Annotated in this window: 27 protein-coding genes, 2 tRNA genes and 1 pseudogene; 13 read left to right on the top strand and 17 right to left on the bottom strand. The window is 68.3% G+C overall.

The features are described from left to right. Nucleotides 1-10 precede the first annotated feature (10 nt). From gnd to O7603_RS21560, 3 genes and pseudogenes are all read left to right on the top strand, one after another. Nucleotides 11-883 carry a phosphogluconate dehydrogenase (NAD(+)-dependent, decarboxylating) gene (gnd, locus tag O7603_RS21570; RefSeq protein WP_281571613.1) on the top strand — a complete coding sequence of 291 codons (873 nt, stop codon included), beginning with the start codon at nt 11-13 and terminating at the stop codon, nt 881-883. 16 nt (nt 884-899) lie between these two features. After that, nucleotides 900-2033 (top strand): DNA replication/repair protein RecF, encoded by a 1134-nt coding sequence (gene recF, locus O7603_RS21565; RefSeq protein ID WP_281571612.1) that lies wholly within the window; start codon nt 900-902, stop codon nt 2031-2033. Between the two features lie 181 nt (nt 2034-2214). After that, nucleotides 2215-2766 (top strand): annotated as a pseudogene (locus O7603_RS21560) (DciA family protein); the annotation flags it as partial. A 284-nt stretch (nt 2767-3050) separates the two neighbouring features. Here the strand turns inward: O7603_RS21560 and O7603_RS21555 are convergent. Beyond that, on the bottom strand, nt 3051-3278 hold the full coding sequence (locus O7603_RS21555) for a hypothetical protein (protein WP_281571611.1): 228 nt from the start codon (nt 3276-3278) through the stop codon (nt 3051-3053). Between the two features lie 114 nt (nt 3279-3392). On the opposite strand from O7603_RS21555, the gene O7603_RS21550 reads away from it, so the two are divergent. Then, complete coding sequence (locus O7603_RS21550; protein ID WP_281571610.1) at nt 3393-3860, top strand: MarR family transcriptional regulator; 468 nt, start codon at nt 3393-3395, stop codon at nt 3858-3860. Between the two features lie 31 nt (nt 3861-3891). Here the strand turns inward: O7603_RS21550 and O7603_RS21545 are convergent, their stop codons facing one another. Further along, on the bottom strand, nt 3892-4473 hold the full coding sequence (locus O7603_RS21545; protein ID WP_281571609.1) for a hypothetical protein: 582 nt from the start codon (nt 4471-4473) through the stop codon (nt 3892-3894). A 526-nt stretch (nt 4474-4999) separates the two neighbouring features. Between O7603_RS21545 and gyrB the strand changes: the two genes are divergently transcribed. From gyrB to O7603_RS21515, 6 genes are all read left to right on the top strand, one after another. Continuing rightward, nucleotides 5000-6946: a DNA topoisomerase (ATP-hydrolyzing) subunit B gene (gene gyrB / locus O7603_RS21540; protein WP_281571608.1), complete on the top strand. Its 1947-nt coding sequence runs from the start codon at nt 5000-5002 to the stop codon at nt 6944-6946. A gap of 130 nt (nt 6947-7076) precedes the next feature. Beyond that, the gene (gene gyrA / locus O7603_RS21535; protein ID WP_281571607.1) at nt 7077-9596 is read left to right on the top strand and encodes a DNA gyrase subunit A; all 2520 of its coding nucleotides are present in this window, start codon (nt 7077-7079) and stop codon (nt 9594-9596) included. Between the two features lie 4 nt (nt 9597-9600). Further along, nucleotides 9601-10488, top strand: a complete 888-nt coding sequence (locus O7603_RS21530; RefSeq protein ID WP_281571606.1) for a DUF3566 domain-containing protein — start codon at nt 9601-9603, stop codon at nt 10486-10488. 143 nt (nt 10489-10631) lie between these two features. Further along, nucleotides 10632-10705 (top strand) — tRNA-Ile (locus O7603_RS21525). A gap of 42 nt (nt 10706-10747) precedes the next feature. After that, nucleotides 10748-10876 carry a DLW-39 family protein gene (locus O7603_RS21520; protein ID WP_281571605.1) on the top strand — a complete coding sequence of 43 codons (129 nt, stop codon included), beginning with the start codon at nt 10748-10750 and terminating at the stop codon, nt 10874-10876. A gap of 42 nt (nt 10877-10918) precedes the next feature. After that, nucleotides 10919-10991 (top strand) — tRNA-Ala (locus tag O7603_RS21515). An 86-nt stretch (nt 10992-11077) separates the two neighbouring features. On the opposite strand, the gene O7603_RS21510 is transcribed toward O7603_RS21515, so the two are convergent. The 13 genes from O7603_RS21510 to O7603_RS21450 form a co-directional block, all read right to left on the bottom strand. After that, nucleotides 11078-12295 (bottom strand): site-specific integrase, encoded by a 1218-nt coding sequence (locus tag O7603_RS21510; protein ID WP_281571604.1) that lies wholly within the window; start codon nt 12293-12295, stop codon nt 11078-11080. 1 nt (nt 12296) lies between these two features. Further along, nucleotides 12297-12482: a helix-turn-helix domain-containing protein gene (locus O7603_RS21505; RefSeq protein WP_281571603.1), complete on the bottom strand. Its 186-nt coding sequence runs from the start codon at nt 12480-12482 to the stop codon at nt 12297-12299. A 32-nt stretch (nt 12483-12514) separates the two neighbouring features. Continuing rightward, the gene (locus O7603_RS21500) at nt 12515-14290 is read right to left on the bottom strand and encodes a replication initiator (RefSeq protein ID WP_281571602.1); all 1776 of its coding nucleotides are present in this window, start codon (nt 14288-14290) and stop codon (nt 12515-12517) included. Beyond that, a complete protein-coding gene (locus tag O7603_RS21495; protein WP_281571601.1) occupies nt 14290-14550 on the bottom strand; it encodes a hypothetical protein in 261 nt (86 codons plus the stop codon). The genes O7603_RS21500 and O7603_RS21495 overlap by 1 nt, the downstream gene beginning before the upstream one ends. Then, complete coding sequence (locus O7603_RS21490) at nt 14547-15281, bottom strand: hypothetical protein (RefSeq protein ID WP_281571600.1); 735 nt, start codon at nt 15279-15281, stop codon at nt 14547-14549. Before O7603_RS21490 ends, O7603_RS21495 begins: the two co-directional genes overlap by 4 nt. Next, the gene (locus tag O7603_RS21485; RefSeq protein ID WP_281571599.1) at nt 15268-15564 is read right to left on the bottom strand and encodes a hypothetical protein; all 297 of its coding nucleotides are present in this window, start codon (nt 15562-15564) and stop codon (nt 15268-15270) included. The genes O7603_RS21490 and O7603_RS21485 overlap by 14 nt, the downstream gene beginning before the upstream one ends. After that, complete coding sequence (locus tag O7603_RS21480; RefSeq protein WP_281571598.1) at nt 15561-15971, bottom strand: RRQRL motif-containing zinc-binding protein; 411 nt, start codon at nt 15969-15971, stop codon at nt 15561-15563. Before O7603_RS21480 ends, O7603_RS21485 begins: the two co-directional genes overlap by 4 nt. Continuing rightward, nucleotides 15968-16267: a hypothetical protein gene (locus tag O7603_RS21475; protein ID WP_281571597.1), complete on the bottom strand. Its 300-nt coding sequence runs from the start codon at nt 16265-16267 to the stop codon at nt 15968-15970. Before O7603_RS21475 ends, O7603_RS21480 begins: the two co-directional genes overlap by 4 nt. Further along, nucleotides 16267-16701, bottom strand: coding sequence for a hypothetical protein (locus O7603_RS21470; protein ID WP_281571596.1), 435 nt, complete (start codon nt 16699-16701; stop codon nt 16267-16269). Before O7603_RS21470 ends, O7603_RS21475 begins: the two co-directional genes overlap by 1 nt. A gap of 87 nt (nt 16702-16788) precedes the next feature. Next, a complete protein-coding gene (locus O7603_RS21465) occupies nt 16789-16998 on the bottom strand; it encodes a hypothetical protein (protein ID WP_281571595.1) in 210 nt (69 codons plus the stop codon). Then, a complete protein-coding gene (locus tag O7603_RS21460; RefSeq protein ID WP_281571594.1) occupies nt 16995-17852 on the bottom strand; it encodes an FtsK/SpoIIIE domain-containing protein in 858 nt (285 codons plus the stop codon). Before O7603_RS21460 ends, O7603_RS21465 begins: the two co-directional genes overlap by 4 nt. Before the next feature lie 86 nt (nt 17853-17938). Continuing rightward, on the bottom strand, nt 17939-18880 hold the full coding sequence (locus O7603_RS21455; RefSeq protein WP_281571593.1) for a hypothetical protein: 942 nt from the start codon (nt 18878-18880) through the stop codon (nt 17939-17941). A gap of 243 nt (nt 18881-19123) precedes the next feature. Beyond that, nucleotides 19124-19441, bottom strand: a complete 318-nt coding sequence (locus tag O7603_RS21450; protein WP_281571592.1) for a hypothetical protein — start codon at nt 19439-19441, stop codon at nt 19124-19126. Between the two features lie 154 nt (nt 19442-19595). Here O7603_RS21450 and O7603_RS21445 point away from each other — a divergent pair, with 154 nt between their 5' ends. From O7603_RS21445 to O7603_RS21435, 3 genes are all read left to right on the top strand, one after another. After that, complete coding sequence (locus O7603_RS21445) at nt 19596-20387, top strand: GntR family transcriptional regulator (RefSeq protein ID WP_281571591.1); 792 nt, start codon at nt 19596-19598, stop codon at nt 20385-20387. Further along, nucleotides 20384-21133 carry a glycosyltransferase gene (locus tag O7603_RS21440; RefSeq protein WP_281571590.1) on the top strand — a complete coding sequence of 250 codons (750 nt, stop codon included), beginning with the start codon at nt 20384-20386 and terminating at the stop codon, nt 21131-21133. Before O7603_RS21445 ends, O7603_RS21440 begins: the two co-directional genes overlap by 4 nt. Before the next feature lie 253 nt (nt 21134-21386). Next, nucleotides 21387-21728: a hypothetical protein gene (locus O7603_RS21435; RefSeq protein ID WP_281571589.1), complete on the top strand. Its 342-nt coding sequence runs from the start codon at nt 21387-21389 to the stop codon at nt 21726-21728. Between the two features lie 852 nt (nt 21729-22580). Here the strand turns inward: O7603_RS21435 and O7603_RS21430 are convergent. Then, entirely contained in the window at nt 22581-25175 is a 2595-nt protein-coding gene (locus O7603_RS21430) for an N-6 DNA methylase (protein WP_281571588.1), read from the bottom strand. A 618-nt stretch (nt 25176-25793) separates the two neighbouring features. Next, nucleotides 25794-26465, bottom strand: coding sequence for a low temperature requirement protein A (locus tag O7603_RS33065; protein WP_348651083.1), 672 nt, complete (start codon nt 26463-26465; stop codon nt 25794-25796). Nucleotides 26466-26480 lie beyond the last annotated feature (15 nt).

The following is a 26480-nucleotide window of genomic DNA, read 5'->3' as shown; positions in this document are numbered from 1 at the left end:
GTAGGAACAGATGCAGCTCGGCCTGGTAGGACTCGGCCGGATGGGCGGCAACATGCGCGAGCGGTTGCGCGCCGCCGGCCACGAGGTGGTCGGTTTCGACCACAACGCGGCGCTGAGCGACGTCGCGTCCCTCGCGGAGCTGGCGGAGAAGCTTGAGGCGCCGCGAGCGGTCTGGGTCATGGTGCCCGCCGGCGTCACCGACGCGACCATCGACGAGCTCGCCGACGTGCTCGGCGCCGGTGACATCATCATCGACGGCGGCAACTCGCGGTTCAGCGACGACGCCCCGCGCGCCGAGCGGCTGAACGAGCGCGGCATCGGCTACATCGACGTCGGCGTCTCCGGTGGGGTCTGGGGCCGGCAGAACGGGTACGCGCTGATGGTCGGCGGCGCCCAGGAGCACGTCGAGCGGCTGATGCCGATCTTCGAGTCGCTCAAGCCGGAAGGTGAGTTCGGCTTCGTGCACGCCGGGCCGGTCGGCGCCGGGCACTACGCGAAGATGGTGCACAACGGCATCGAGTACGGCCTGATGCACGCGTACGCCGAGGGCTACGAGCTGCTCGCCGCCTCCGAGCTGGTCACCAACGTGCCGGGCGTGTTCAAGTCCTGGCGCGAGGGCACGGTGGTCCGCTCCTGGCTGCTGGACCTGCTCGACCGGGCCCTCGACGAGGACCCGGACCTGTCCGAGCTGAGCGGCTACACCGAGGACACCGGCGAGGGCCGCTGGACGGTGGACGAGGCGGTCCGGCTCGCGGTGCCGCTGAACGTCATCACCGCCTCGCTCTTCGCCCGGTTCGCCTCCCGGCAGGACGACTCGCCCGCGATGAAGGCCGTCGCCGCGCTGCGCCAGCAGTTCGGCGGGCACGCCGTCCGCAAGCGCTGACCGGTATCCACACCCTGTGTACGTCCGCCGGCTGGAACTGGTCGACTTCCGCTCGTACGAGCGGGTCGGCGTGGACCTCGAGCCGGGGCCGAACGTCCTGATCGGCGCCAACGGCGTCGGCAAGACCAACCTGGTCGAGGCGCTCGGCTACGTGGCGACCCTGGACAGTCACCGGGTCGCCACGGACGCGCCGCTGGTGCGGATGGGTGCCGGCGCGGCGGTGATCCGCTGCGCGGTGGTGCACGACGGCCGGGAGCTACTGGTCGAGTTGGAGATCGTCCCGGGCAAGGCCAACAGGGCCCGGCTCGGCCGCTCCCCGGCCCGCCGGGCTCGGGACGTGCTCGGCGCGCTGCGGTTGGTGCTCTTCGCGCCCGAGGATCTGGAACTGGTCCGAGGTGATCCGGCCGAGCGTCGCCGCTACCTGGACGACCTGCTGGTCAGCCGGCAGCCGCGGTTCGCCGGGGTGCGCGCCGACTACGAGCGGGTGGTGAAGCAGCGCAACGCCCTGCTCCGCACCGCGTACCTGGCGCGGAAGACCGGCGGGTCACGCGGTGGGGACCTCTCGACGCTGGCCGTCTGGGACGCCCACCTGGCCCAACACGGGGCGGAGTTGCTCGCCGGCCGGCTCGAGCTGGTCGGCGCGCTGGCGCCGCACGTGACCAAGGCGTACGACGCCGTCGCCGCGGGCCAGGGGGCCGCGGGCATCGCCTACCGGCCGTCGGTGGAGCTGGCCGAACCGACGACGGACCGTACGGTGCTGGCCGAGGTGTTGACCGCCGCGCTCGCCGAGTCCCGGTCCGCCGAGATCGAGCGGGGCACCACGCTGGTCGGGCCGCACCGCGACGAACTGGCCCTCGCCCTCGGGCCGCTGCCCGCCAAGGGGTACGCCAGCCACGGTGAGTCGTGGTCGTTCGCGCTCGCCCTGCGGCTGGCCGGCTACGACCTGTTGCGCTCCGACGGGATCGAGCCGGTGCTGGTGCTCGACGACGTCTTCGCCGAACTGGATGCCGGGCGCCGGGAGCGACTGGCCGAACTTGTCGGCGGGGCGAGCCAGCTCCTGGTGACCTGCGCGGTGGACGATGACGTGCCGGCCGCACTCCGCGGGACCCGGTACGAGGTCGGCGAGGGGACCGTGCGACGTGTCGAGTGAGCGCACTCCGGAGGGCAGTGGCCGGGCCGAGAGATCGAGCCGCACCGCCTCGACCGACGGCCGCGATGCGCGTACCGCGGCCGGCGGAACGGACGGCGGCGGCCGAACCGCCCGCACGGGCGGGACCGGCGCGGCCGGCGGCACCGACCGCGGCGACCGGCTTGCGCCACGAACCGGAACCGGCGCGGACGCCACGGCCGCCGGCGCGGACGGGCCGGACGGGGCCTCGGGACCCGAGTTGGCGCGGGCGGTGCTCGACGCGGCAAAGGCCCGGCGGGAGTCGGCCGCGAAGACCCGCCGGCGCGGCACGGCCGGGGCCGGCGGGGCGGGCGGCGGTGAGCGGCGGCTGCGGGGTTACTCCGGGCCGGGGCCGGACCCACGGGACCCGCAGCCCCTGGGCGCGGTGCTGAACCGGCTGGTGAAGGCGCGCGGCTGGCAGCAGCCGGCGGCCGAGGCGACCGTCTTCGGAGCCTGGGAGCGGGTGGTCGGGCCGGAGGTGGCCCAGCACAGCCGCCCGGTGAAGCTGGAGGACGGCGAGCTGACCGTCGAGGCCCGCTCGACCGCCTGGGCTACTCAGCTGCGGCTGCTCGCCGGCTCGCTGCTGAAGCAGATCGCCCAGGAGGTCGGCCACAACGTCGTGCGCAAGCTGCACATCCACGGGCCGGCCGCGCCGTCGTGGTCGCGCGGCCCGCGGCGGGTGCGGGGACGAGGCCCCCGCGACACCTACGGCTGATCGGCCGCCCCAGCACGCCCCCTGAGCCAACTCGGGCTCCCTCCGGCGGCCCGGCTCCCCCCGGCGGCCCGTCTGGCGGGCCGGTTCGTGCGGCGGGCGGAGTCCGCACCGGGACCCCCGCGGCCGAGGACGAGGCCGGCCAGGCCGGGGGTGAAGACCGGCTCCCCGTAGGTCGGATGAGCGTTATGCCGCAGAGTCATATTTATGCCGCTGAGGCATAACGACATCTACCGTGGTGCCACGTCGGCGGCCGTCGGCGCGGGCGCAGCGGGCGGGACCGGGGATCAGTCGCGGCGCCGGGCCTCGCGGGCGGCCTGCCTCTGTTCCCGCTGTTCGCGGCTGTAGCGCTTGCGGTTCTCCAGGTCACGCTTCCACCCCTCGCGGGCCTCGGCGGAGCCTCCGTAAACCGCGTTCGGCACCCCCTCGGCGGGGCCGGCCAGGTACTTGTAGGCGAACCGCCAGAACCGGCCACCCTCGCCCGGGGCCCTAGTCTCCTTCGGGTCCTCGCTCATGTGCCTTCCGACCTCCGCTCCGGGAAACCGCATCCGTGTCACACCGATGATTGGTGCACCAATCATTGGACCACAAAACATCGGTACGATAACACTCGATGAGGAGGTCGACTGATGCGTGACGGGCTCGACGACGGGGACCCGCTGGCTCTCGAGCAGCAGGTGTGCTTCGCGCTCTCGGTTGCCGCGCGCGGCGTCGTCGCGGTCTACCGCCCGCTGTTGGAGCCCATGGGGCTGACCCACCCGCAGTACCTGGTCATGCTGGCTCTCTGGCAGCACGCGCCGCTCTCCGTACGCGAGCTGAGCCGGCTCCTCCAACTCGACCCCGGAACGCTGTCGCCCCTGCTCAAGCGCCTGGAAGCCAACGGCTACGTCCGTCGCGAGCGCCACCCCGCCGACGAGCGGAGCCTCGCCGTCACGCTGACCGCCAGCGGCCAGGCGCTGCGCGGCCGGGCCGAGGAGATCCCGCCGGCGATCGTGGCGCGGCTCGGCCTGCCGGTCGAGGAGTTGCACCAGCTGCACGCCGCGCTCACCCAGGTCATCGCCGCCGCGAACCGCGCGGGGACCGCAACCGCCGGGTGACAACCCGGCGGAGGGCCGGGCGGCGCGACGACTACTGCTGGGTGGCCCGGCGGGGGGCCTCCGACTCGGCGTAGACGGCGAAGCCGCGGTCCGCGCAGCGCCGGTAGAAGGCGGCGAGCACGCCAAGCTCGGCGCAGGTGAACTCCCACTGCGGTGGGTCGCCGCTCTCGTCGCGCAGCGCGTCCAGCCGCGCGTCGAGCCAGCGCAGCTGCTGCTCGGCCAGCCGTCCGTCGCCGAGCAGCGAGCGGAGCACGGCGCTGACCGAGTCGAACGTCACCGCCTCGCCGTGCGGGCGGTGCCCGGCGACGAACCGCTCGATGCCGTCGGCGATCCAGGCGCAGCCGTCCGGGTCGATCACCGGGTCCTCGTCCTCGGCCGCGGCGTCAGTGGCGTAAAGCACACCTTCGAGACCGAGCAGAAGGTCCACCAGTTCGGTGTACGCGGTCGCCCGGACCGTGCCGGTCTTGGCGATCAACTCGGCCAGAGCGGCTGTGGGCGCGGAGATCTGCGGCAGGTCGACGATCTCGCCGAAGTCGACGAACTCGGCCGGTGCGACCGGGTCGTAGAAGCGGCCGGTCCGCGGCCAGTGCACCGCGACGTTGTCCAGCCCCATCTGGGTCACCTCTTAAGAGCAGTGTGGGGGTTGATCGGGTCGATCGTCCGGTTCCAGCCGACAAAGATCAAGCCGGCTTCGCGACCGCCGCAAACGTACGGCACCGTCGGCGCGTCCGAAACCCCCGACCCGCCCGACAGCGGGTACACCCGTCGGGCGGCGCCGCCCTCGATCGGGGCTTGGCGTGTAGGGGGAGTCGCGGGCGACGCGGTTCGGCCGCGTACGGAGTTCTCAGCCGCTTTGCGAGGGTGCCGAGTGGCGGTTCTACCGCCAGCGCACAGTAAGATTGACGCAGAGACGAAGACCCGGTGCGGAGCGACGGACACGGGCCCCCAAAGGGCTCGCGATCATTGTCCACGTCGGGTCGAGCCGATCGCGATCCGCGGGCGACCGCGGCGACCGGCGCGTACCGACCCGTGACCGGATTCGTCCGGCAGCGGTCCGCGCGCCGACGTCGCGTCCTGTCCGCCGAACCCCGCGTCCGAAGCGCCCCACCGGCGCTGACGGCGCGAGAAAGTGGCCGAGGGTGTCAGCGCAGGACAATCAGCAGTACGGCGCAGAGTCGATCACCGTTCTCGAGGGGCTGGAGGCCGTTCGGAAGCGGCCCGGTATGTACATCGGGTCGACCGGCGAGCGGGGCCTGCACCACCTCGTGTGGGAGGTCGTCGACAACGCCGTGGACGAGGCGCTGGCCGGCTACTGCGACACCATCGACGTGGTGCTGCTCGCCGACGGCGGTGTCCGGGTCACCGACAACGGCCGGGGCTTCCCGGTCGACCTGCACCCGAAGCTCAAGAAGCCGGGCGTCGAGGTGGCGCTGACCGTGCTGCACGCCGGCGGCAAGTTCGACGGCAAGGCGTACGCGGTCTCCGGCGGTCTGCACGGCGTCGGCGTCTCGGTGGTGAACGCGCTCTCCACGAAGATGGCCGTGGAGATCCAGAAGGACGGCTTCTTCTGGCGGCAGCAGTACGCCAACTCGAAGCCGGGCCCGCTGGAGAAGGGCGAGGTCACCGACCGCACCGGCTCGGCGGTCTCGTTCTGGCCGGACGCGACGGTCTTCGAGACGGTCGACTTCGACTTCCAGACCATCTACCGGCGCCTCCAGGAGATGGCCTTCCTCAACCGCGGCCTCACCATCCACCTGCTCGACGAGCGGGTCGCGGAGGGTGAGGAGGGCAAGCCGCGCGAGGTGACCTTCCTCTACAAGGGCGGTATCGCCGACTTCGTCCGGCACCTCAACGCGTCCAAGAACCCGATCCACCGCACGGTGGTCGAGTTCGGCGCCGAGGAGGAGGGCATGTCGGTCGAGATCGCCATGCAGTGGAACGAGTCGTACGGCGAGTCGGTCTACACCTTCGCCAACACGATCAACACCCACGAGGGCGGCACCCACGAGGAGGGCTTCCGGGCCGCGTTGACCAGCGTGGTCAACCGGTACGGCACCGAGCGGAAGCTGCTCAAGGGCGACGAGAAGCTCTCTGGCGAGGACATTCGCGAGGGCCTGGCGGCGATCATCTCGGTGAAGCTGGCCAACCCGCAGTTCGAGGGCCAGACCAAGACCAAGCTCGGCAACACCCCGGTGAAGAGCTTCGTGCAGCGGGTCTGCAACGAGTGGCTGGTCGACTGGTTCGACCGCAACCCGGCCGAGGCCAAGACGATCATCCAGAAGGCGTCCCAGGCGGCCCGCGCCCGGATCGCCGCGCAGCAGGCGCGCAAGCTGGCCCGGCGCAAGTCGCTGCTGGAGTCCGGCTCGATGCCGGGCAAGCTGGCCGACTGCCAGTCGACCGACCCGCGGGAGTCCGAGGTCTTCATCGTCGAGGGTGACTCGGCCGGCGGCTCGGCGAAGCAGGGCCGCGACCCGCGTACGCAGGCGATCCTGCCGATCCGCGGCAAGATCCTCAACGTGGAGAAGGCCCGGATCGACCGGGTGCTGAAGAACAACGAGGTCCAGGCGCTCATCACGGCGCTGGGCACGGGCATCCACGACGACTTCGACATCGAGAAGCTGCGCTACCACAAGATCGTGCTGATGGCCGACGCGGACGTCGACGGCCAGCACATCCAGACGCTGCTGCTCACCCTGCTCTTCCGCTTCATGCGTCCGCTGGTCGAACTGGGGCACGTCTACCTGGCCGCCCCGCCGCTCTACAAGATCAAGTGGAACCGGAAGGGCGACGACGCGCAGTACGCGTACTCCGACCGGGAGCGCGACGGGCTGATCGCGCTGCGCCAGCAGAAGAAGCCCAACGCCAAGCCGGACGACATCCAGCGGTTCAAGGGTCTCGGTGAGATGAACTATCCCGAGCTGTGGGAGACCACGATGAACCCGGCGACCCGCACCCTCCGTCAGGTCACGCTCGACGACGCGGCAACCGCCGACGAGTTGTTCAGTGTCTTGATGGGTGAGGACGTGGAGGCGCGCCGGTCGTTCATCCAGCGCAACGCCAAGGACGTCCGGTTCCTCGACATCTGACGGTCCTCGGCGGGCCGGCCGGGCCAGCCCCGGCCGGCCCGCCGATCCACAGAGTTATCCACAGCTTGACCGCTATCCACAGCGGTTATCCACAGCACGAAAACGACTCTGAGTCTGATAAGGGTATACAGTGACCGATTCTCCCGAGTCCACACCGAACGAGCCCGAGGTCCCCGAGACCCTCGGCGCCGTCGTCGCGCACGACCGGATCGAACCGGTCGGGCTCGAGGTGGAGATGCAGCGCTCCTACCTCGACTACGCGATGAGCGTCATCGTCGGTCGGGCGCTGCCGGACGTCCGGGACGGGCTCAAGCCGGTCCACCGCAAGATCCTCTACGCCATGTTCGACTCCGGCTACCGGCCGGACCGGGGCTACGTCAAGTGCTCCCGGGTCGTCGGCGACGTGATGGGTCAGTTCCACCCGCACGGCGACTCCGCGATCTACGACGCGCTGGTCCGCATGGCGCAGCCCTGGTCGCTGCGCTACCCGCTGGTCGACGGCAACGGCAACTTCGGCTCGCCGGGCAACGACCCGGCCGCGGCCATGCGGTACACCGAGTGCAAGCTCGACCCGCTGGCCATGGAGATGCTGCGGGACATCGACGAGGACACCGTCGATCTCCAGGACAACTACGACGGCCGGGCCAAGGAGCCCACGATCCTGCCGTCGCGGATCCCGAACCTGTTGGTCAACGGCTCCGAGGGCATCGCGGTCGGCATGGCCACCAAGATCCCGCCGCACAACCTGCGCGAGATCGGCGCGGCGGTGCAGTGGTGCCTGGAGAACCCGGAGGCCGACGAGGCGACCACCCTCGAGGCCCTGCTCGGGATCGTCAAGGGCCCGGACTTCCCGACCCACGGCCTGATCGTCGGCACCCAGGCGATCCAGGACGCGTACCGGACCGGCCGCGGCTCGATCCGGATGCGGGCCGTGGTCGAGGTCGAGGAGGACAAGCGCGGCCGGCCCGCGCTGGTCGTCAGCGAGCTGCCCTACCAGGTCAACCCGGACAACCTGGCCGAGCGCATCGCCGAGCTGATCAAGGAGGGCAAGCTCGGCGGGATCGCCGACATCCGCGACGAGTCCTCCGGTCGTACCGGCATGCGGATCGTGCTCGTGCTCAAGCGCGACGCGGTCGCCAAGGTGGTGCTGAACAACCTCTACAAGCACACCCAGCTGCAGGAGACCTTCGGCGCCAACATGCTGGCGCTCGTCGACGGGGTGCCCCGCACGCTCAACCTGGCCCAGTTCATCCGCTACTACGTCGAGCACCAGGTCGAGGTCATCCGCCGGCGGACCGCGTTCCGGCTGCGTAAGGCCGAGGAGCGGGCGCACATCCTGCGCGGTCTGGCCAAGGCGCTCGACGCCCTCGACGAGGTGATCGCCCTGATCCGGCGCTCGCCCACGGTCGAGGACGCCCGGCAGGGCCTGATCCGGTTGCTGGAGATCGACGAGATCCAGGCGACCGCGATCCTGGACATGCAGCTGCGCCGGCTCGCCGCCCTCGAGCGGCAGCGGATCCTCGACGACCTGGCCAAGCTCGAGCTGGAGATCGCCGACCTCAAGGACATCCTCGCCAAGCCGGAGCGGCAGCGGAAGATCGTCTCCGAGGAGCTGGGCGAGATCGTCGCCAAGTGGGGCGACGACCGGCGTACGCAGATCGTGCCGTTCGACGGCGAGGTCTCGATGGAGGACCTCATCGCCCGCGAGGACGTGGTCGTCACGATCACCCGGACCGGGTACGCCAAGCGGACCAAGGTCGACCTGTACCGTTCGCAGCGCCGTGGCGGCAAGGGAGTCAGCGGCGCGACGCTGCGCCAGGACGACATTGTCAGCCACTTCTTCGTATGCTCCACGCACGACTGGATCCTGTTCTTCACGAACAAGGGCCGGGTGTACCGGGCCAAGGCGTACGAGCTTCCGGAAGCCAGTAGGGTGGCCAAGGGCCAGCACGTGGCCAATCTGCTCGCCTTCCAACCGGACGAGCAGATCGCACAGATCATCGAGATTCCGAACTACCAGGTGGCTCCCTACCTGGTACTGGCCACGAAGAACGGCCTGGTGAAGAAGACGCGCCTCGAGGAGTTCGACTCCAACCGTTCCGGCGGCATCATCGCGATCAACCTGCGCGATGAGGACGAGCTGGTCGGTGCCGCCCTCGTGGGGCCGGAGGACGATCTGCTGCTGGTCTCCAAGAACGCGCAGGCGATCCGGTTCAACGCCAGCGACGAGGCGCTCCGGCCGATGGGCCGGGCCACCTCGGGCGTGATCGGCATGCGCTTCACGGAGGACGACGTCCTGCTGGCCATGGAGGTGGTCCGGTCGGGGATGGACGTCCTGGTGGCCACGAACGGGGGATACGCGAAACGTACCCCTATCGAGGAATACCCGGTCCAGGGCCGGGGAGGTAAAGGCGTGCTGACTGCGAAGATCACCGAGCGACGCGGTGGTCTGGTCGGTGCGGTGGTGATCGACCCGGACGACGAGCTGTTCGCGATCACGAGCAACGGCGGCGTCATCCGGACTCCGGTGAAGCCTGTACGCCGTACGCGTGACCGGAACACAATGGGGGTCAAGTTGATGGACCTTCCGGACGGCGTGACTATCGTGGCGATTGCTCGCAATGCCGACGAGCCTGACGAACAGGACTAGTTGAATGACGGAGACACAGGCGAAGTCGGGGAACACGGGGACCTCGGCTAACCCGGTCGACGAGGAGGCCGCGTCGAGCGGCACGGCGGCGAGCGGCCGCGCCGCCGTGGGCCGGGCGACCGTCCCCGCCGACGCGCCTGCCCCGAAATTCACCCGGGCTCCCGGGATGACGCCACCGCCGGACAAGCCGACCGACGACGCGGGCGCCGGTGACAAGACCGAGGCCGCGCCGGCGGCCGACGCCGCCGCGGGCAGCGCCCCGAAGGCGGCGCCGGCCACCGCCCGGCCGAACGCCACGCAGCAGATCCCGGTCCGGGCCGGCGTGGCGACCGGAGCGACCGGCACGCAGCCCCGGGTCGGCGCCGCCGGCGCACCGCAGCCGGACACCCGGCCGGGGCCTGGCCGGGCACCCAACGGCGGGGGACTGCCGCCGGGGATCGGCAACGCGGCGGCCGTCGGGGCCGCCCGCGTGGGTGACGCGGTACGCGCCGCGCGTACGTCCGTCAGCTCGGCCGCGTCCCGCGGACCGCGCCGGGCCCGGCTGAACCTGAAGCGGATCGACCCCTGGTCCGTGATGAAGTTCGCGTTCGCCGTGTCGGTGGTGCTCTTCATCGTCGTGGTGGTCGCCACCTCGGTGCTGTACCTGGCGCTGGACGCGATGGGGGTGTTCCAGAGCGTCAACGACAGCCTGACCGACCTGGTCAGCGCTGGCGGCGGCCAGAGCACCGACGGCTTCCAGATCACCGCCAAGGGCGTGATTCTCAGCTCCGCGCTGATCGGCCTGGTCAACGTCGTGCTGTTCACCGCGCTGGCCACGCTCGGGGCGTTCGTCTACAACGTGTGCGCCGACCTGGTCGGCGGCATCGAGCTGACCCTCGCCGAGCGGGACTGAACCACCGGGCGCCGGGGCACCGCGGAAAGCGGTCGCCCCGGCGTTCCGTACTCCGGTAGGTTCGGGGAGCGACGGTGGCGCGCCGGCCGCCCCCCGATTTGGGGCGGCACCCGAGCATGGGTTAATCTTGCTCGTCGCAACGCGGGGCTATAGCTCAGTCGGTTAGAGCGCAGAGCTGATAACTCTGAGGTCGCTGGTTCGATTCCAGCTAGCCCCACCGCACGTCGTCCGACGGCAGCCGAGCGCAAGGGGTCGCCCCATGTTCAAGAAGCTTCTGATTCTCGCCGGCGTCATCGGCGTGGCCGCCGTCCTGGCCAAGAAGGTCAAGGCTTCCAACGACGAGCGCGCCCTGTGGCACGAGGCGACCACCGCACCGGACCTGCGCTGAGGCCACACCTCACCTGTCGACCAGGCGGCATCGGCCGCCCTCGGGGCCCTAGCTCAACTGGCAGAGCACTGCCTTTGCAAGGCAGGGGTTAGGGGTTCAAGTCCCCTGGGCTCCACTCTTACCACCTTTGACCAGGCGTTTCGCCGGAACAAGATCAAGCGGCCCAGATTCGGCACAAGCCAGCATTGATCTTGCAGCCTCTCAGACTCGCTGTGTCTTCGCAGCGGCCTGCAGGATCGAGCCCACCAGGCCGCGTTGACGCTCCCGCTTCGGCCACCAATGCACGTACGCCTCCAGCGTGATCCGAAGCGTCTTGTGTCGAAGTAGCCGCTGCACTTCCTGAGGCTCCGCATGGTTCGTGATCAGCGTCGTGGCGAAGAAGTGCCGGAGCGCGTGAAAGGTCCCATGCTCCTTCGGCCAACCGGCTGCATCGCGCCAGTCGGCCCACTCCCGCGACCAGGTCCGGTCGGTGAATGGGTTACCGCGCGTGGTGGTGAACAGCAGCGGCACCGACCGGCGGACGGGGTCGCCCGAGGTGATGTCGACCAGCTCGACCGAGACGGGCGGAAAGTCCCGGACATGCTCGGCGAGCATCCGGCCGACGACAGGGTCCAGGTCGATGGTCCCGGACGATCCCGCCTTCGGCTCGCTGAGGTAGAACCCGCCGTACTGCTGCGGCGCGTACCGGAGCTGCTGGACCACATGAAGCTCTGCCCCGTTGGTGTCGACGCAGCGGGCATCGTCCTCCATGCCAAGGGTTTCGCCGAGACGGCATCCCTGCCCGGCACCCAGCCAGATTGCCGCCCGGTAGCGGGGTGGCACTACGTCGAGCAGCGCCAGGACCTCACCTTCGGTGGGCACCCACTTCGGGGCCCGAGACAAGCCGCGCAACACCTGGGCGAGCTTGACGCCGTCACAGGGATTGTCCGCGATCACCTTGTCCGTAACGGCGGCATTTAGGACTGTGTCGAGCAGCTCGAAGTACAGCTTCAAAGAGCTGCGGGCTGTCCCTTCGTCCAAACGTCGGGTTAGCCACTCCAGCACCGACGTCAAGTTGATGGCGCGAAGCGGCCGGTCGCCGAACACCGGATACAGGTGAATCCGGAGATTCGACTCCACCCGCTTGCGGGTTTCCAGCGCCCAGCCCACCTCGCGGGAAAGCCGCCAGCGCTCGCCATACTCGCGCAGCGTCAGGTGTCGTTCGGACTGCTGAACCCTGATCTCATCGACGATGCCAGACCGTGCGCGAAGGTCGAAGGCGTCGGCGTCAGCCCTGCGCTCAAACAGCCGTTCCCGAGTCTCGCCGTCGGAGTCCTCGTACCGGCACCGCCACCGTTTCCCACGGCCGTGCCGTTTCGAAGGCAGCCGCTTGCCGTCCGGCCCGCGTTTGCTGAGGTACCACAGGTCGTCGACGGGCATGTCAGGCCGCCTGCTGATTGAGCCAGGCCCGAACGTCAGTTGGGTCGTAACGCAGGTGACGCCCAACCCTGGAAGCCCGTGGTCCAGTCCGGCGATAGCGCCACTGGTAGAGCGTTGCCACGGGAACGCCGAGGAAGGCGGACACGTCTTCGACGGTCCACAGAGGTTCAATCGCACGTGGTGCCATGAGTCCCCTTCTGATCGTTATCGCTGGGCTGGCTATGCGGCGACCGGGTGGCCGCCTGCCGAGCTGAGTTCGTGCGCGAGTTCTTCACGGCCGGTGGCCTGTCGCTCACGGGCGAGGGCGGCGGCGGTGTTGGCGAGGAGGGCGTCACCGGTGGTGTGCCAGCCGACGCCGGCGAAGGTGAGGGTGCCGACGATGAGGGTGGTGTCGTCGTCGAGGTGGTCGGCGGCCTTGACTGGGTCGTTGGCGCCCTGGTCGTGGTCCTCGTTGCGGCGGTAGGTGACGCGGGTGTCGCGTAGGAGTTGGAAGGTCACCGAGTAGCGGCGGGCTTTGGTGAGGAAGTGGCCGCCGAAGCCGAGCATGTGCGCCCAGCGCCGTAGCCGGGCGTAGGGGTTGGCCGTAGGCCTGCTGGCCGGTTGGGCGTCAAGGCTGGCTTGACGGTCGGCGACGCAGACGGGGCAGGCGGCGTAGCGGGTATGGGTGCCGCAGTCGGGGCATTCCCACCGCTGGATGAAGCCGGGCCGGGGTCGTTGGTCGCGGGCCCGGTCGAGCAATGGGGTGCTCGTGCCGGTGGGTCGGCCGAGTCGCCAGCAGGCGTCGATGAGGCGGGCGGTGTGGTCGCCGTCGGGGTCGGCGTAGTCGCCGATGCTTTCGGTGTCGAGGCGGGTGGAGCGGTGCCCGGTTACCTCGGTGCTCTTGGTGGCGTACTTGGCAAGGTAGCCGGCGACCATGCTGTCGGTGACCTCACCACGACCAGTCAGGGAGATGGGACGAACGTCGACCTGCTCACCCCACGCGATCGGCCAGCCCTCCGGCCGGTCGAGGTGGCCAGGGGTGGAGAAGGCGACCTGTGCGGCGGCGGCGCGGATGGCGTCTTCCAGGTCGACGACGGTGAACCCGGCCGGCGGCGGGACGATCGCGGCCGGGTCGGCGGGGTCGACTCCGTCGAGGCGCACCAGGGCGTGGAAGTGCACGGCACCGCGTGCCTGGAACTCGGCGGCTTTGCCGTGGGAGAGCCGGACCGGCGGGACCGTGCGGACGCGCCCCGAGGCGGTGACGACCGGAACGCGGGGGATGGCGCGGCGGCGAGCGAGTTTGGCGAGCCAGCGTTCCGCGGCTTGCTTGGTGCGGTGCCACAGCTCGCCGGAGTAGAGGTTCCAGACGACCTGGTGGTCGTGGTCGTAGCAGTCCAGGCACAGCGGCTGCCCGAGCACCGCGTCGTCGGGTTCGTGTCGTGCCCAGCAGACGGCGGACCGGCCGTGTTCGCAGAGGCCGGTGTCCCGGCGGGCGTGGCAGGGGTCGGGCCGGCAGTCGCAGCGCTTGCGGTCCCGGCAGGTGTGCCGCTTGACCACCCGGACGTGGACCGGTCCGAACGAGGGTGCGGTGAAGGTGGGGAACACGGCCGGGTGGCGGGACACGGTCTCGGGGACGCCTTTGCCGCCGACGAGGCCGGCGCGCAGCAGTTGGTAGGCGTCGCGTTGGTAGGTGCGGGCGCAGGCGGGGCACACGGTGGCGCGGCGGTTGCCGCAGGCGGTGTAGATGGCTGCGTCGGGCATGGCGTCGGTGTGCCGCTGGTCTAGGACCCGGCCGGTCGACGAGTCGACGGTGAGGAGTTGGCCGGCGAGGCGGATGGGGCGGGTGCAGCCGGCGGCGGCGCGGACGTGGTCGAGCCAGCCGAAGTAGTCCGGCTGAGTCGATCGGAGGAAGGCGGAGCCGGCGGCGGTGTAGGCGTAGACGGGCGTGGTGGTGTCGGCGTTCGAGCCCACCCCCCGGGCCGAAGTCCGGGGGGTGAGGTCCAGCGTCGACGCCATCAGGCGGCCACCTGGGGCCGGTCGGTGATGGTGTGTTGAGTGACGATGAGCCGGCAAGCGCCGCATTGGCGATCGGCCGGTTCGTGCCGGTGGCACGCAATGGTGGCGGTCACGGTGCCGCAGCGGATCGTGACCGGGGTGCGGCAGGGACCGCCGGGGATGACGTGGATGACCGTGCGCCGGGTGTCGACCGGGTGAGCGTCGGGGAAGGCCGGGCAGGTGTGGGTGACCTGCTCGATGTCGACGACGTGGATGGTCACCGGGCACCACCAGCAACGGGGGTGCCATTCACGGCGGAGGTGTGGCCGCCGAGGCTGCGCAGGAGCTCCCGGGCGATGTCCGAGCCGACCGACAGCAGGCCGGCCAGCTCGTCCGGGGTGATGGGTCGGCCGGTGCTCTGCTCGTGCCGGCCGATGACGAAACGGGCGGTGGGCACCAGGTGCGCCGGCACTTCCGGCCGAGTGATCGGCGCGGGCGTGATGGGTGCGGCGATGACGGCCGGCGGGTTGTCGACGACCGGCGCGGTGGCCGGGGTCTCGTCGACCGTGGTGGGTTCGACGGCCGGCGCGGTGGCCGGGGTGTCGGTCTTGACCGGGGCCAGGACCAGCTTGACCAGGGCCATGAACGCCAGTGCGGGCACGGCGGACAGGAGCCACCCGGACGGGCCGACCTTCCCGACGGCGACGCCGAGCTGAGCGGCGAGGGAGAAGCCCGCGAAGGCGACGAGCAGGACCATCGGGTAGCCGATCGGTCCGCCGTGGCGCTTGCGCCTGCGGATGACGAGGAGGCAGGCAACGGGGACGAGTTCGGAGATGACCGCGTTGGCCCAGCCGAACCAGCCGGGGGTGCCCTCGGGGCTGTTGGCCATGGTCCAGTCGTGGACGTGGGTGAAGGAGGCGGCCCCGGCGGCGAGGCCGACGAAGATGACGATGAGGACCAGGACGCCGCCTTCCAGGCGGGCGGCCATCGTGGGCGGGTTAGTGGTCGACATGGGGAGTCACCTCCGGAGCCGGAATGGTGTCGAGCGGGATGAGGTCGACCACGCCGGAGCAGTGGGCGCACATGATCGGGGCCAGCCCTTGGGCGGCGAGCTTCTGGCGGAAGCAGGGCAGGCAGGTGAAGTTGGCCGGGAACAGGCCCTCGCCCTCACACAGGACGCAGGGGCCGAGGCAGACGGGGCAGGGCTTGTAGACGGGGCCGAACATGTCGTGGACGCCGGCCGGGCTGCTGCCCTCGATGCACCACAGGCACGGGTCGGACAGGTGGAAGCTCACGACTGGCTCCCTTCGTGGCAGTCGAGGCACTCGCCGAATCGGCGAGGGATGTAGTAGGGCTTCAGGTCGCCGCAGACGCGGCAGGTCCGCCGGGCGCGAAGTGCCTTGGCGATGGCCTCCCGCTGGGCCGGGGTGGCGGTCCGCTTGGGTGCGGCCAGGTCGAGGCGGTAGAGGTAGGCGATCCGCCGCTGCGCCCGGTGCCGCCAGAGGATCTGGGCGACCGGGTCATGCCCGCCGGGACGAAGGCCGGCGGCCCGGAGCTGCCGGCGGGTGGCCAGCCCGGTGGGGGCGAAGTGGTAAGGGAAGGTGGGGAACCCGTAGCGGGTGCCGGCCGGGTCGTAGAACTCGACCCGGATGCCGGTGCGGTCGGCGAGCGCGTCGAGGTCGACGCTGCGGAGGTCGGTCACGGCCTCTCACCGCCCCACCGCTGCTGGGCGGCCTGCTTGGAGATGCCGAGCCGCTGCCCGATCTCCGACCAGGAGTAGCCGAAGGCCCGCAGGCCCATGACGGCGTCGCCGATCGCGTCGTCAATGGACGAGGACAGAGCGACGAGGTCGCGGAGAGCTTCCACGTCACCAGCCGCGACGCGGCGGCCGTGGGCGCGGATGATGCGACGGGCGAACGCGGCGAACTCGTCGTTCTCGACGACGCTGCGGCGCTTCTGACGGGGAAGGCGCGTCAAGGACGCCTTGACGGTGAACATCAGTTCTCGCCTCCCTCGGTGTGGAGGCGGTCCCACTGCTTCGCGGCACCTTCCAGGGCCGCGATCACCTTCTCGGCGGTGCAGAGCGGGTCGTCGTTCCAGGAGTAGGGGGAGGTGTGCTCGTCGATGCAGAGGCCGTCGTCGTCGAACAGGTGGATGGGGTAGTGGTCGTCGAGGTAGTCGACCAGGACGGCGATGGCGTCGAGGTAGGCGTGTCGGTCGTCGGGTTCGAGGTCGGAGAAGTGCTCGACGCGGTGTCCGGCGCAGGCGATGCCGATCGCGCCGACCAGGCAGGCCGGCGGGGTGGGGGTGTCGGTGGTGGCGTAATAGGTGCCCTGGTGCCAGCCGTGCCGGCGCAGGTAGAGGGCGGCCATCCGGAGCAGGTCAGCGGGTGTGACCTGGACTCCGGTGGGTGGGTTGTGGGTAGCCTTCATGGCAGCCACGTCCTTTCGAAAGGGCTGTTGGTGGAGGTCGGCGGAACCGGTCTGCTTTCCAGGGCGTGAGCCGGTTCCGTCGGCCGGTTATCGGGTGCGCAGCCGCAGGTAGCGGCGATGGCGGATGTCGTCCACGCCCATCTGGTGCGGGGCGGAGACGAAGACGAGCCGGCCGGTTTTACTGGCGGCGTGGATCATCACGGCCAGGTCCTCCGGAGTGCCGACGATCCACATCTCGGTGTATTGGTTGGCGCGCTGGTTGTTGGCGCGGGCGTAGGTGCGCTCTCGGGTGGTCATGCCACGGCCTCCCATTCAGTGGGGGTGCCGGCCGGGGTGGTGGCGGGTCTGCGGATCCAGGCGGCGTAGTCGGCGATGCCCGAGATCTGGGTGTCGGTGAGGTAGGCGACCTTGATGCGGCGGGGGATGCCGCCTTCGGCGATGAGGTAGGCCGCGCCCTGGTTGGTCGGTGAGATGTCGGTGGCGGAGTAGCCCTGCTCCGCCCACCCGTGACCCAGAACGATGTTCGACGAGTTGGGGGTGGTGCAGCGGAACGCCGCCCGGTAGCCGAACAGGTCCCGCAGCGAGGTCGGGATGATGTCGAACGACGGCCGCTGCGTGGCGGCCACGACCGGGATGCCGGCGGCACGGCCCCGGGCGACCAGGTCACGCAGGAGCGCGACGAACTCTTCCTGCTCCTGCTTGGCGCCGACGGTGGCGGAGTAGTAGGCGATCTCGTCGACCAGGACGGTGATGACCGTCAGCCCGTCGAGGGCGGTCACCTTGCGGCGCCCGTGGGCGCGCAGCCAGGCGTAGCGGTTGTTCATCACGACCTGAAGCCGCCGCAGCACGTTGAGGGCTTCGGTGATGTCGGGGCCGATGAACGCGTCAGCCACGTCTTCCCACTGCCCGAGTTCGACGAGCTTGCCGTCCAGCAGCACCAGGCGGCTGTCGACGGAGAGGGCGGCGTGGGCGGCGATGCAGTTGAGCAGGCCGGACTTACCTCCGCCGGGCTCGCCGCCGGCGAGGAGGTTGCGGTAGGCGAGGGTGATGTAGACGGGCTGACCGAACTCGTCGATGCCGACGAAGATGGGGTCGAACATCGACAGGCCAGGCCCCACCGGCACGGGGGCCGCTTCGGCGATGACAGCCATGGGGTTGCCCTCCTTGGGCGATGAGTGGGCGCGAGGAGCCACACGAACGAGCCCGCAGGGCTCCTCGCGTCCGGGTTGGGTGGGGATCAGATCCAGTCGTTGACGTCGTCGTCGGGGATGGACGACGCGGACGACGCCGCGGGCTTGCTGCCGTTGGCGGCGGTGGCCGGCTTCTTCGCCGGCCGCCCCTGGGCCGGGAGGGTGATCGTCGGTACGTCGACGTCCGGCAGGTCCAGGGCGGTCGGCACCGTCAGCGGTGCCTGCTCGACCGTCGGGGTGTCCGGGTCGATCACGTCGACCAGCGGCGAGGCGACATCGGCGGTGAGGACTTCACGGCGCTTGATGTCGAACCGCAGATAGGCGGCGTTGCGCTCCGACGCGCGCTCGATGAGCACGGTGGAGGCGTGGCAGGTCACGGCGATCTTGTCGAGCCGGCCTTCCAGGTCCTTGGCCGACAGGCCCGGGCGGAGATACACCCAGACCCGCTCACCGACCGGGGTGGGACGAGCCCACAGGATCAGCGGCAGCGACCCGGACTGGTTGGCGATGATGAACTGCGCGAAGCACACACGCAGCCGATGCCGCACGATCAGGCACCACGCCCACGCCACCAGCTGGTGGCGGATGACCGGCACGGCGGCCGGGACACCCACGACCAGGGCGACCACGAGGAGCGTCACCACGGCGGGGGTGTGGTTGGCGAGCTGCACCCAGAAGGTGAGCACGCCGACGGTGATCCCGATTTCCGGGAGCCACCACCACAGCAGCCGCAGGACCGGCCAGATGCGGACCAGCACCCACACGATCCCGCCGACCGGCACGCCGATCAGCGCGCCGACGATGAGAGCCAGGATCGGGTGCATGTAGGACGCGGCCACCACGGCGGACAGGACGCCGACGATGACCGCCGTGAGGATGAACGCCAGCCGGGCGTTCCGCGCGGAGGACCGGTGGACCTTGGCCTCGATGACCGTCACCGTTCCGCTGGACTTCCCGCCGAAGGGGCGGCGGGGGCTAGACTTGGACACGACGAGTCCTCCCAATCGCGAGTTGGGTCGGATGAGTTGGCGGCACCGGGGTCGGCAGATGTAGGAGTCAGTACCGACCCCGGGCCATTTCCTTTTCGTCACCGCATGGCGGAGACGGGGCCGGGAATGTAGGAGTCAGGAACACTCCCGGACCAGTTCAGGGATGTTGGGTCAGCGGACCAGTTAGGCCGCTTCAGCGAGCCACGGACACCAGTGGCTCACACAGCACGCCGTGCGAGGGACCTACTTGGCCGAGGTGCCAGTCTTCGGCTTCAGCGAGACCGCCCGGAACGCGACGCCGTTACGCCCGTTGGTCGCCCACGGAATGGCCTCCAACTGCTCGACCTCGACGAAGTCGCCCACCTTCACGCCCGGCTTCTCTCCCGCCGTGGTGATGGTGATGACCTCGCCGCCGTTCTCGTCGAGTACGAAGACCTGGGTGGACCACATGAGCCGGCCCGTGTTCTTCTCGGACTTCTGGTTGCCGTTCTGGTCGTTCTTCGGCTCCGGGTCCTTCGACGCCGTCACCTGCTTGCGCGTGGTGTCCACGTACAGCTTCAAGGCTGTCTCCTGTCTGCTGGGGCACCGCTCGTCGGTGCACTCCGTCCTCTTCATGTCTTCATGAAGACGTATAGACAAGCTACGACGGTTCGTCCGATCGCGTCAAGACTTCATGAAGACCTAAACTGGAGCTGAGGCGAAGGAGTATGTAGACATGGCCAAATGGGAGCGGATCGCCGCAGAGTGGCGGGAAAAGATCCATTCGGGCGACCTGGAGCCCGGTAGCAAGCTGCCGAATGAGCAGACACTGAAGGCCGACTACGAGGTGAGCTTGCCCGTCGTGCGGCAGGCGCTCGACGCACTTGAAGCAGAAGGTCTCGTCGACCGCCGGCACGGCCGAGGCACCTTCGTTCGGGCGCCCCGTCAACGAGTGCGGCGCTCTCCCGACCGGTACCAGTGGGAGAAGGACCGAGCCCGGCTCCCCGAGTCCCAACGACGTCGCACAGGTGCGACCGAGCGGGACACGGGATTGACCATGCAGGATCTTGAGTTCTCGGCGGAGTACCGGACCGTGCCGGCAAGCGCCGATCTCGCCCGTCTCTTCAGCGTTCCCGTCGGGGCCAAGATGCTTGAGCGCGTCTACCGCACAAGCTCGCGGAAGGAACGGGTGCCACTCAGCCTCAACACGTCCTACATGGTCTACGACGTGGTTGCCGAGAATCCCGCGCTGCTCGATGCCCACAACGAGCCGTGGCCTGGTGGAACCCAGAACCAGCTGTTCACCATCGGTATCGAGCTAGACCGGATCGTTGACGAGATCACCGCACGCCCGCCCTCGGCGGATGAAGCGGATGCCCTGAAGCTGCCCCCAGGGGTGTCGGTGCTCATCCTCCGCAAGGCCTCCATCGACACCAAGGACTGCGTTGTCGAGGTATCAAACGTCGTGCTCCCCGGCGACCGGACCGAGTTCGTCTACACCACGAAGCTCGCGCGGTGGTCCGAGTGAAAATCTCCGTCATCACCCCGGTTCACACGCCGAGCATCCCCTACCTAGCCGACGCCTATGAATCCTTGCGCTCCCAGGAGCTGCCAGACGGCTGGACGTGGGAGTGGCTAGTCCAGGAGGACGGGCGCACCGGCAAGGTTGCGACTGCCCTCCCAGCTGACCCCCGCATCCACGTTGCAACCGGCAAGCCGGGCGGTCCTGGCGTCGCCCGCAACATGGCCATGGCCCGTAGCGACGGCGATCTACTGCGCGTTCTTGACGCCGACGACCAGCTGACCCCTGGTGCGCTGGCACGCGAGATCGATGCCGTAACGGGTCGGGCTGATGTTGGTTGGACGACATCGAGCGTCCTCGACCTGCTGCCCGATGGATCAACGATTGGGTGGCAGCACGCGGATCCGCCCGGGGGCAAGCTGCAACGGACCGATGTCCTGACCTATTTTCAGCAGCACAACTACGGACTTCCGGTGCACCCGGCAACCCTGTGCATCCGGCGAGAGCTGGCACTTGCCCTGGGCGGATGGATGGCCTTGCCGGGCGGAGAAGATACCGGACTGCTGCTCGCTGCCTCAGTGGTTGCCGACGGATTCTTCATCGCCGAGCCTGGCTTGCTGTACCGGAAGCACCCCGACCAGATCACCGCGCAAGCCGGCTGGACGGCCACCGAGGAGTGGCAACTTCGCATGAAGCTGATCGAAGCTAGAGCGGTGGCACTCCGAGACCTAGCCATCGGAACGCCCGTCTGAGCGTCCGGGCTGGCCAAAGATCCACACACGTCATATCTTGCGGAGCATGGGATCGGGGCAGGAACTAGGTTTGCCAGCCCACAGAGCTGCGCCGAGCAAGTCGTCTCACTGGCCCTGGGTGGTTCTCTCGCTTGTGGCCGTCCTATGCACCGGTGTCGTGGCCGTGCCCGTGTCGTGGGCAGTCCACAAGCAGGTGGAGGCAGAGCGAGGCGAGGCGAGCCCAGAGGCGGCGGTGACTGTCTACGTACTTCAGATGAGCAGCGGGGAGGAACTGGGGCTGTCGAGAGTTCTGGTCGATGGACGCCGTGACGAGCTGCTCCGGCAGTGGCGTCGTTACCGCGGCGAGTTGGAGCGTGCCCGAGTGCCGTCGAAACTCGAGATGGTGGGACCGTTCGACGTCGAGGACCAGGGCGATAACCGCGTGAAGGTGACTGCGCACGTCCGGCCGATCTGGTGGGGCAGTCCTACAAGCATGGCTGGCACCGAACACGCGTGGCGTTTTGAGACTCGGCGATCAGCGAGCGGCTGGCGAGTATGGGAGGCGGACTTGCCGACCTGGTGCGGCGTGCAGGTTCGCGCCGACTCCTGCCGCTGAATTGGTTCGCGTCGTGGCTAGTCGACATTCCGACGGTCGGACTCTCGCCGCAGGGACTCCGTGAGATCACGCCACCTACCGGCAGATGTAGTCATCATCCGGTCGACCATCAGGCGAGCCGCGCTCTCGTCGGCGAAGTCGTAAGCGACCTCTCTGCCCCCGTCTCCTCCCAGGCGACCGCGTACCCGCCACCGTTGGCCGTCGAAGACCAGCCAAATATCTCGGCGAGCGATCCTGCCCCACGCCCCGTTCCACCAGCGGCCACGCACGTCCACGCCGGGAGCCTATCGAACGGGTGTACGAGACGGCCGGCCGCCGGCGACGTGGTTCAAAGTTTCTGTACGTCTTCAAGGCGGCCCCTAACGGGCCGCACGCGCCGCCGCCTGGGCGCGCGCCGGCCGCTGCCGCTGTCGCTCTGCGGCCGTCACGCAGAACGCCCGGCGGCTGGCGCGGAAAGCGGGAAGCCCAGAGGGCCGCCGCGGACAGACAGACCGTTGACGGGTGAGGTGGTGGGCCGGCAGCCGGCCGGGCCGCGCGGCCACGAGCCCGCGCGGCGTAGGGAGCGCACGACGGCCGCGTCGGCGAACTGGCGGCGGTCGCGAGGTTGCGGCTACTGCGCCTCCGGCGGGGGCGCTCCGGCTCCAGGATGGCCGGGGCTCCGTCGGCGGGTCGCGGTCCGTGGGTGGTTGCGGTAGGCCATCCCGCCTGCCGTCGACCCGGGCAAGCCGAGCAGACCACCGCCCGGCCCGCCAGCGTCCGAGCCTGTGTCAAGGTCCGCTTGACGGTGGCGGGCCGGGCGGCGGCCCGCCCCCCGGAGAGCGGGTCGACGGCACACGGGATGGCTGAGGCCGATTAGATGATTGACGTGTGGTCAGCCCTAGGAGCGATACGCGGGATGGGTAGTCTTGCGCCAGACGACAGAGCGGAGACCTTAGCCTCGATCGTTGTAAACCCAGCCACTAGCTGGGCAACAAACGGGCTTACCTCCTTACGCAGCTCTTCATCCTCAATCCTAGGGAGTAGTACTTCCGCGAGATCGGTAAGGGCGATTTCAGCAAGGCCGTCTGATCCGCGTGCGAGACCACGCATTTGCGTCGCGTAAGCTTCGGAGCACAGTCCGACTACTAAATCAAGAACGAGTTCATCGCACTCTGGCCTAATACGCATCCGGTGGAAACCATTCGTGACGATCATGTTCGCGCAGTCCTCGCCCGCGAGGAACCACTTCGTCACGCTGCTCCAGATCGACCCCACGAAGATGTCCCCCGGAGCCGCCAAGTGCCTAGCCCGAGACGGCAGCTCCCAACCCAAGCGGTCATGCCAGCGGTAGGTGCCTACACCGACATCGGCAATTTCGACATGACGGTACGTGCTTTCAGGAGAGATGCTTGTCCGCGCCCCATCAACTGTCGTTCCTTCCGGAATGAACGTCACAACGTCACCGAGTCTGAAATGACGCTTCGACTGAATCTGAGTGCGGAGGTCCGAGAACTTCTTGCAGTGCCGCTTAGGGTCTAGCGTCAAGTTTGCGTCGTCCAGGACGTCCCGTACCGAGATGGTCCAGCCCGCCTCGGCATCCACGGCCGGCGGCGTAAGTCCGGTATTCAGCCAGTCGAAGAACTGGCCAGCATCGCTAGCACGGATTCGCGCGAGAACGTCGCCGAACTCAGCATCTAGGATCGGGTCACCGTCCTCATCAAGGACGAGAGTCCCGTCAGCAGCGTCCCTCTTGTAAAGCGGCGCTCCTCTCTTGTCACCTAACGTCCAACCAACCCGTTCGATCACCTCTACAGCAACGTCATAGTCTTCAGAGTCGGAAGCCCTCGCTAGCGGCGATTCACGCTTCTCGCAGAAGATGAGGCTAGCTGATACGTCGGCACCCGAACCCTTAAAGGTGAACCGAGGTAGTCCAATGATCGCGGCAACCCGGCAATTGCGAAGTAGCCACTCTCGGAAGTGGCTATAGCGTGCCGAGCGGTTACCCAGGTACCCGTTAGGGACAACTAGAGCCAAACGGCCACTAGGGCGAAGCAGTTGAACGCAAGCCTCTGCGAAGAGGATACCGGTCTCCTGCTTGTCAAGAAGACTCTCCCCCGGCACCCAGCGACCGTTCCCGTCAAGCTGCCAATGGTGCCCTAGGTCGAAGTTCTCTAGGGTTTCAGGGTTTTTTTCGACGATTGAGGTTCCAAACGGTGGATTGCAGATTACGACGTCGCACGTCGCAACATTAGCCCTGATCTTAAGGAGGCTGTCCTCCTTGTAGATGTTGGTCTTCCCGTCCCCGTTAAGGATCATGTTGATTACCGCTACCTGCACCGCTTCTGGACTGATGTCGGCACCCCAGATGCTGGAAGCATAGTCGGGCCAGCCCTGCTCTTGGCCTCGACGGAATGCCGCCGTCAGAAAGTCGGCGCTACCGCAGGCGGGATCCTTTACGTGTTCCGAAAAACGGGGATTGAGAATCTCGACAACGAATTCCGTGACCGTCGTCGGCGTGAAATACTGCGCCAGATCCCACTTGTAGATGTGGCGCGCGAAGTACATATAGAAGTCTTGGATGACGCTCTGCTTCATCGCCACGACTTTGATCGGGGCGAGAAGCTTCATCACATCTACCAGAACCGGACCGGGCAACGGCAACATCTCTTCGACGGGTTCAGGCAAAAACTTCTGATAGTACGTAACCGCCCGCTTGAGAACCTTATTAGTAACGCTAAGTGCGGTCGCTGGGTCGACCTCAAGAGCCCCGAAATCCTGAAGTTCGAGCGGGCTGTCTGGCCTTGTTGAATGCTCGTGCTCGTCGTACAGCTTCGCCAGCAGCAGCTGAAGCATTACCTTGAATCGCTTGCTCGGACCAATGGAGGCCGAGTGAAGGATGTCTTCGATCCTGGAGAAGATATCGAGCAGTGAACGGTCAGGGTCTAGCGAATCGAAGGTGAGCCGGGTTGCTCCCGGCTTCTGGCCCGGACCCGGTAGGTCCGACGCCGGCCCTTCGTGGAGCTTCTTGACGCCTCGATGCCGCGTGTGCCAGTAGACCCGCTGCTCAACGTCATCCCAATACATTGCGACGCAATCTTCACGTTGCGCGAAGTCCAGCATCGGAAGTACTTGGAATGCTTTCGCCGCGTTAGCTGCGCTGTTTTCACGCTTGACCTCGACCAAAACTACCGCGTGACTGAGCAAGCGGTCGATGTCGTCAGAAGGAAGAGATGCAACGGGTCGGTTTAATACGACGATATCTGCCCTAAAGCTGTTCCGGCCACTGTTGCCGAAACGCTTGATTACAGCCTCGACACGAATGTTTTCCTTCGGGTAGCCCCGGGCGATCAGGTAGCGGATGGCTTCCACTCGGAGCCGCTCCTCGCTAGGCTTCAGCCCGTCAGCGCTCCGTGACTTCGCCTTCAGGCGGCCACGAACCGGACACACTAGCGTCAAACCGGCAACCATCTACTCATCCTCTCGGGCCATGGCGGGGGTCGCACCGACGACACGCCAGGCGGGTTCCGCAAGCTGTGTCATCGGCGAGGCGCTGGCCTAAACCCGACGAAGGTACATGGTTTGCGCGACTTTGTCGTCGTCGTCGGGGCCCGGATGGTAGTGGCCGATCGTACAGACGTCCGACGGCGGGCCGCCTACTGTGGTCAGCCCAAGGGTTTGTAGGGCCCTCTGCCGTGCCTCAGGACAGCATCCAGGTACAGCAAGCCATGGCACCACGACAGCCTCGACCAACCGACCGAGGCTCGCGACCTGCGTACCGCGCAGTCAGGCAATCGCCGCCGGAGGGTGTCCGAAGATCATCGGGCACAGATCCGGCACAGCCAACAGCGACAACGCATGCGAGACGTCGAGAGGTACCGAGGAGCGGGCCCGAGGTCAGGGGGTCGGTGGGTCCGCTTTCGATGGATCTGCCACCGGCCCGCGGCTTAGGGGTTCAAGTCCCCTGGGCTCCACCACACCATCTGGCCTGGTCACGGCCCGTCTTCATCCTCGATCGCCTTCCCTCCGGCCCGGGGATCATCTCTGGCTGTCGGCGGATCGTCGGCAGAGCCGCCGTCGGCGTATCGATCACGGCCAGTGGGCGGATATTTCGCCCGGCGCTGCGGGTTTGGGTGCTCGCGGGAACAGTCGCCATGAGATCACGTTGGAAATGGCCACTCCGGTGAGTACGGCGGTGGCCGCGACGGCGACCAGGATCGGGGGAAGCAGGAGCGCCACGGGTGTCAACGCGACGAGCGTCAGCAGTCCGATTGGTCGGGACCACGAGACGCGGCTGAAGGTTACGTAGTCGAGCAGGGCCCGCCCGAGCAGGAACACCGCAGGACCGCCGAGGATGACCATGACCCAGGCCAGCTTGGTGTGGCCGAGCGGATACGAGATGGTTATCTGGTCGCCGAGGGCGCTGAGGCCGATGCCGATCACCATGATGAGGTGCGCGTATGCCGCGACTCTGCCGACGTACGCCGACGATTGTGCCGACCCGATGGCGACGACCAGCAGCTCGCCCGCCCGGTAGAAGTAGATCTGCCACAGCAGCACCGTGATGGCGAATGACACCAGCAGCGCCGCGACTCGCTCCCGCTCCGCGCCGTACGAGCCGATCTGGAGTCCGGAGATCAGAATCGTCTCGCCCAACGCGATGATGACGACCTGCCGGTAACGCTCCGAGAGATGTTCTTCCTGGATCCGGCGGGTTCGGAATCCGGCCCGGCCGAGGCGCGGCGTGGGGTAGTCGAGCAGGCCCGCCCCCGTAGT

The organism is Micromonospora sp. WMMD812 (assembly GCF_027497215.1).
Taxonomy (GTDB): Bacteria; Actinomycetota; Actinomycetes; order Mycobacteriales; family Micromonosporaceae; genus Micromonospora.
This window is presented reverse-complemented; position numbering and strand designations above follow the sequence as displayed.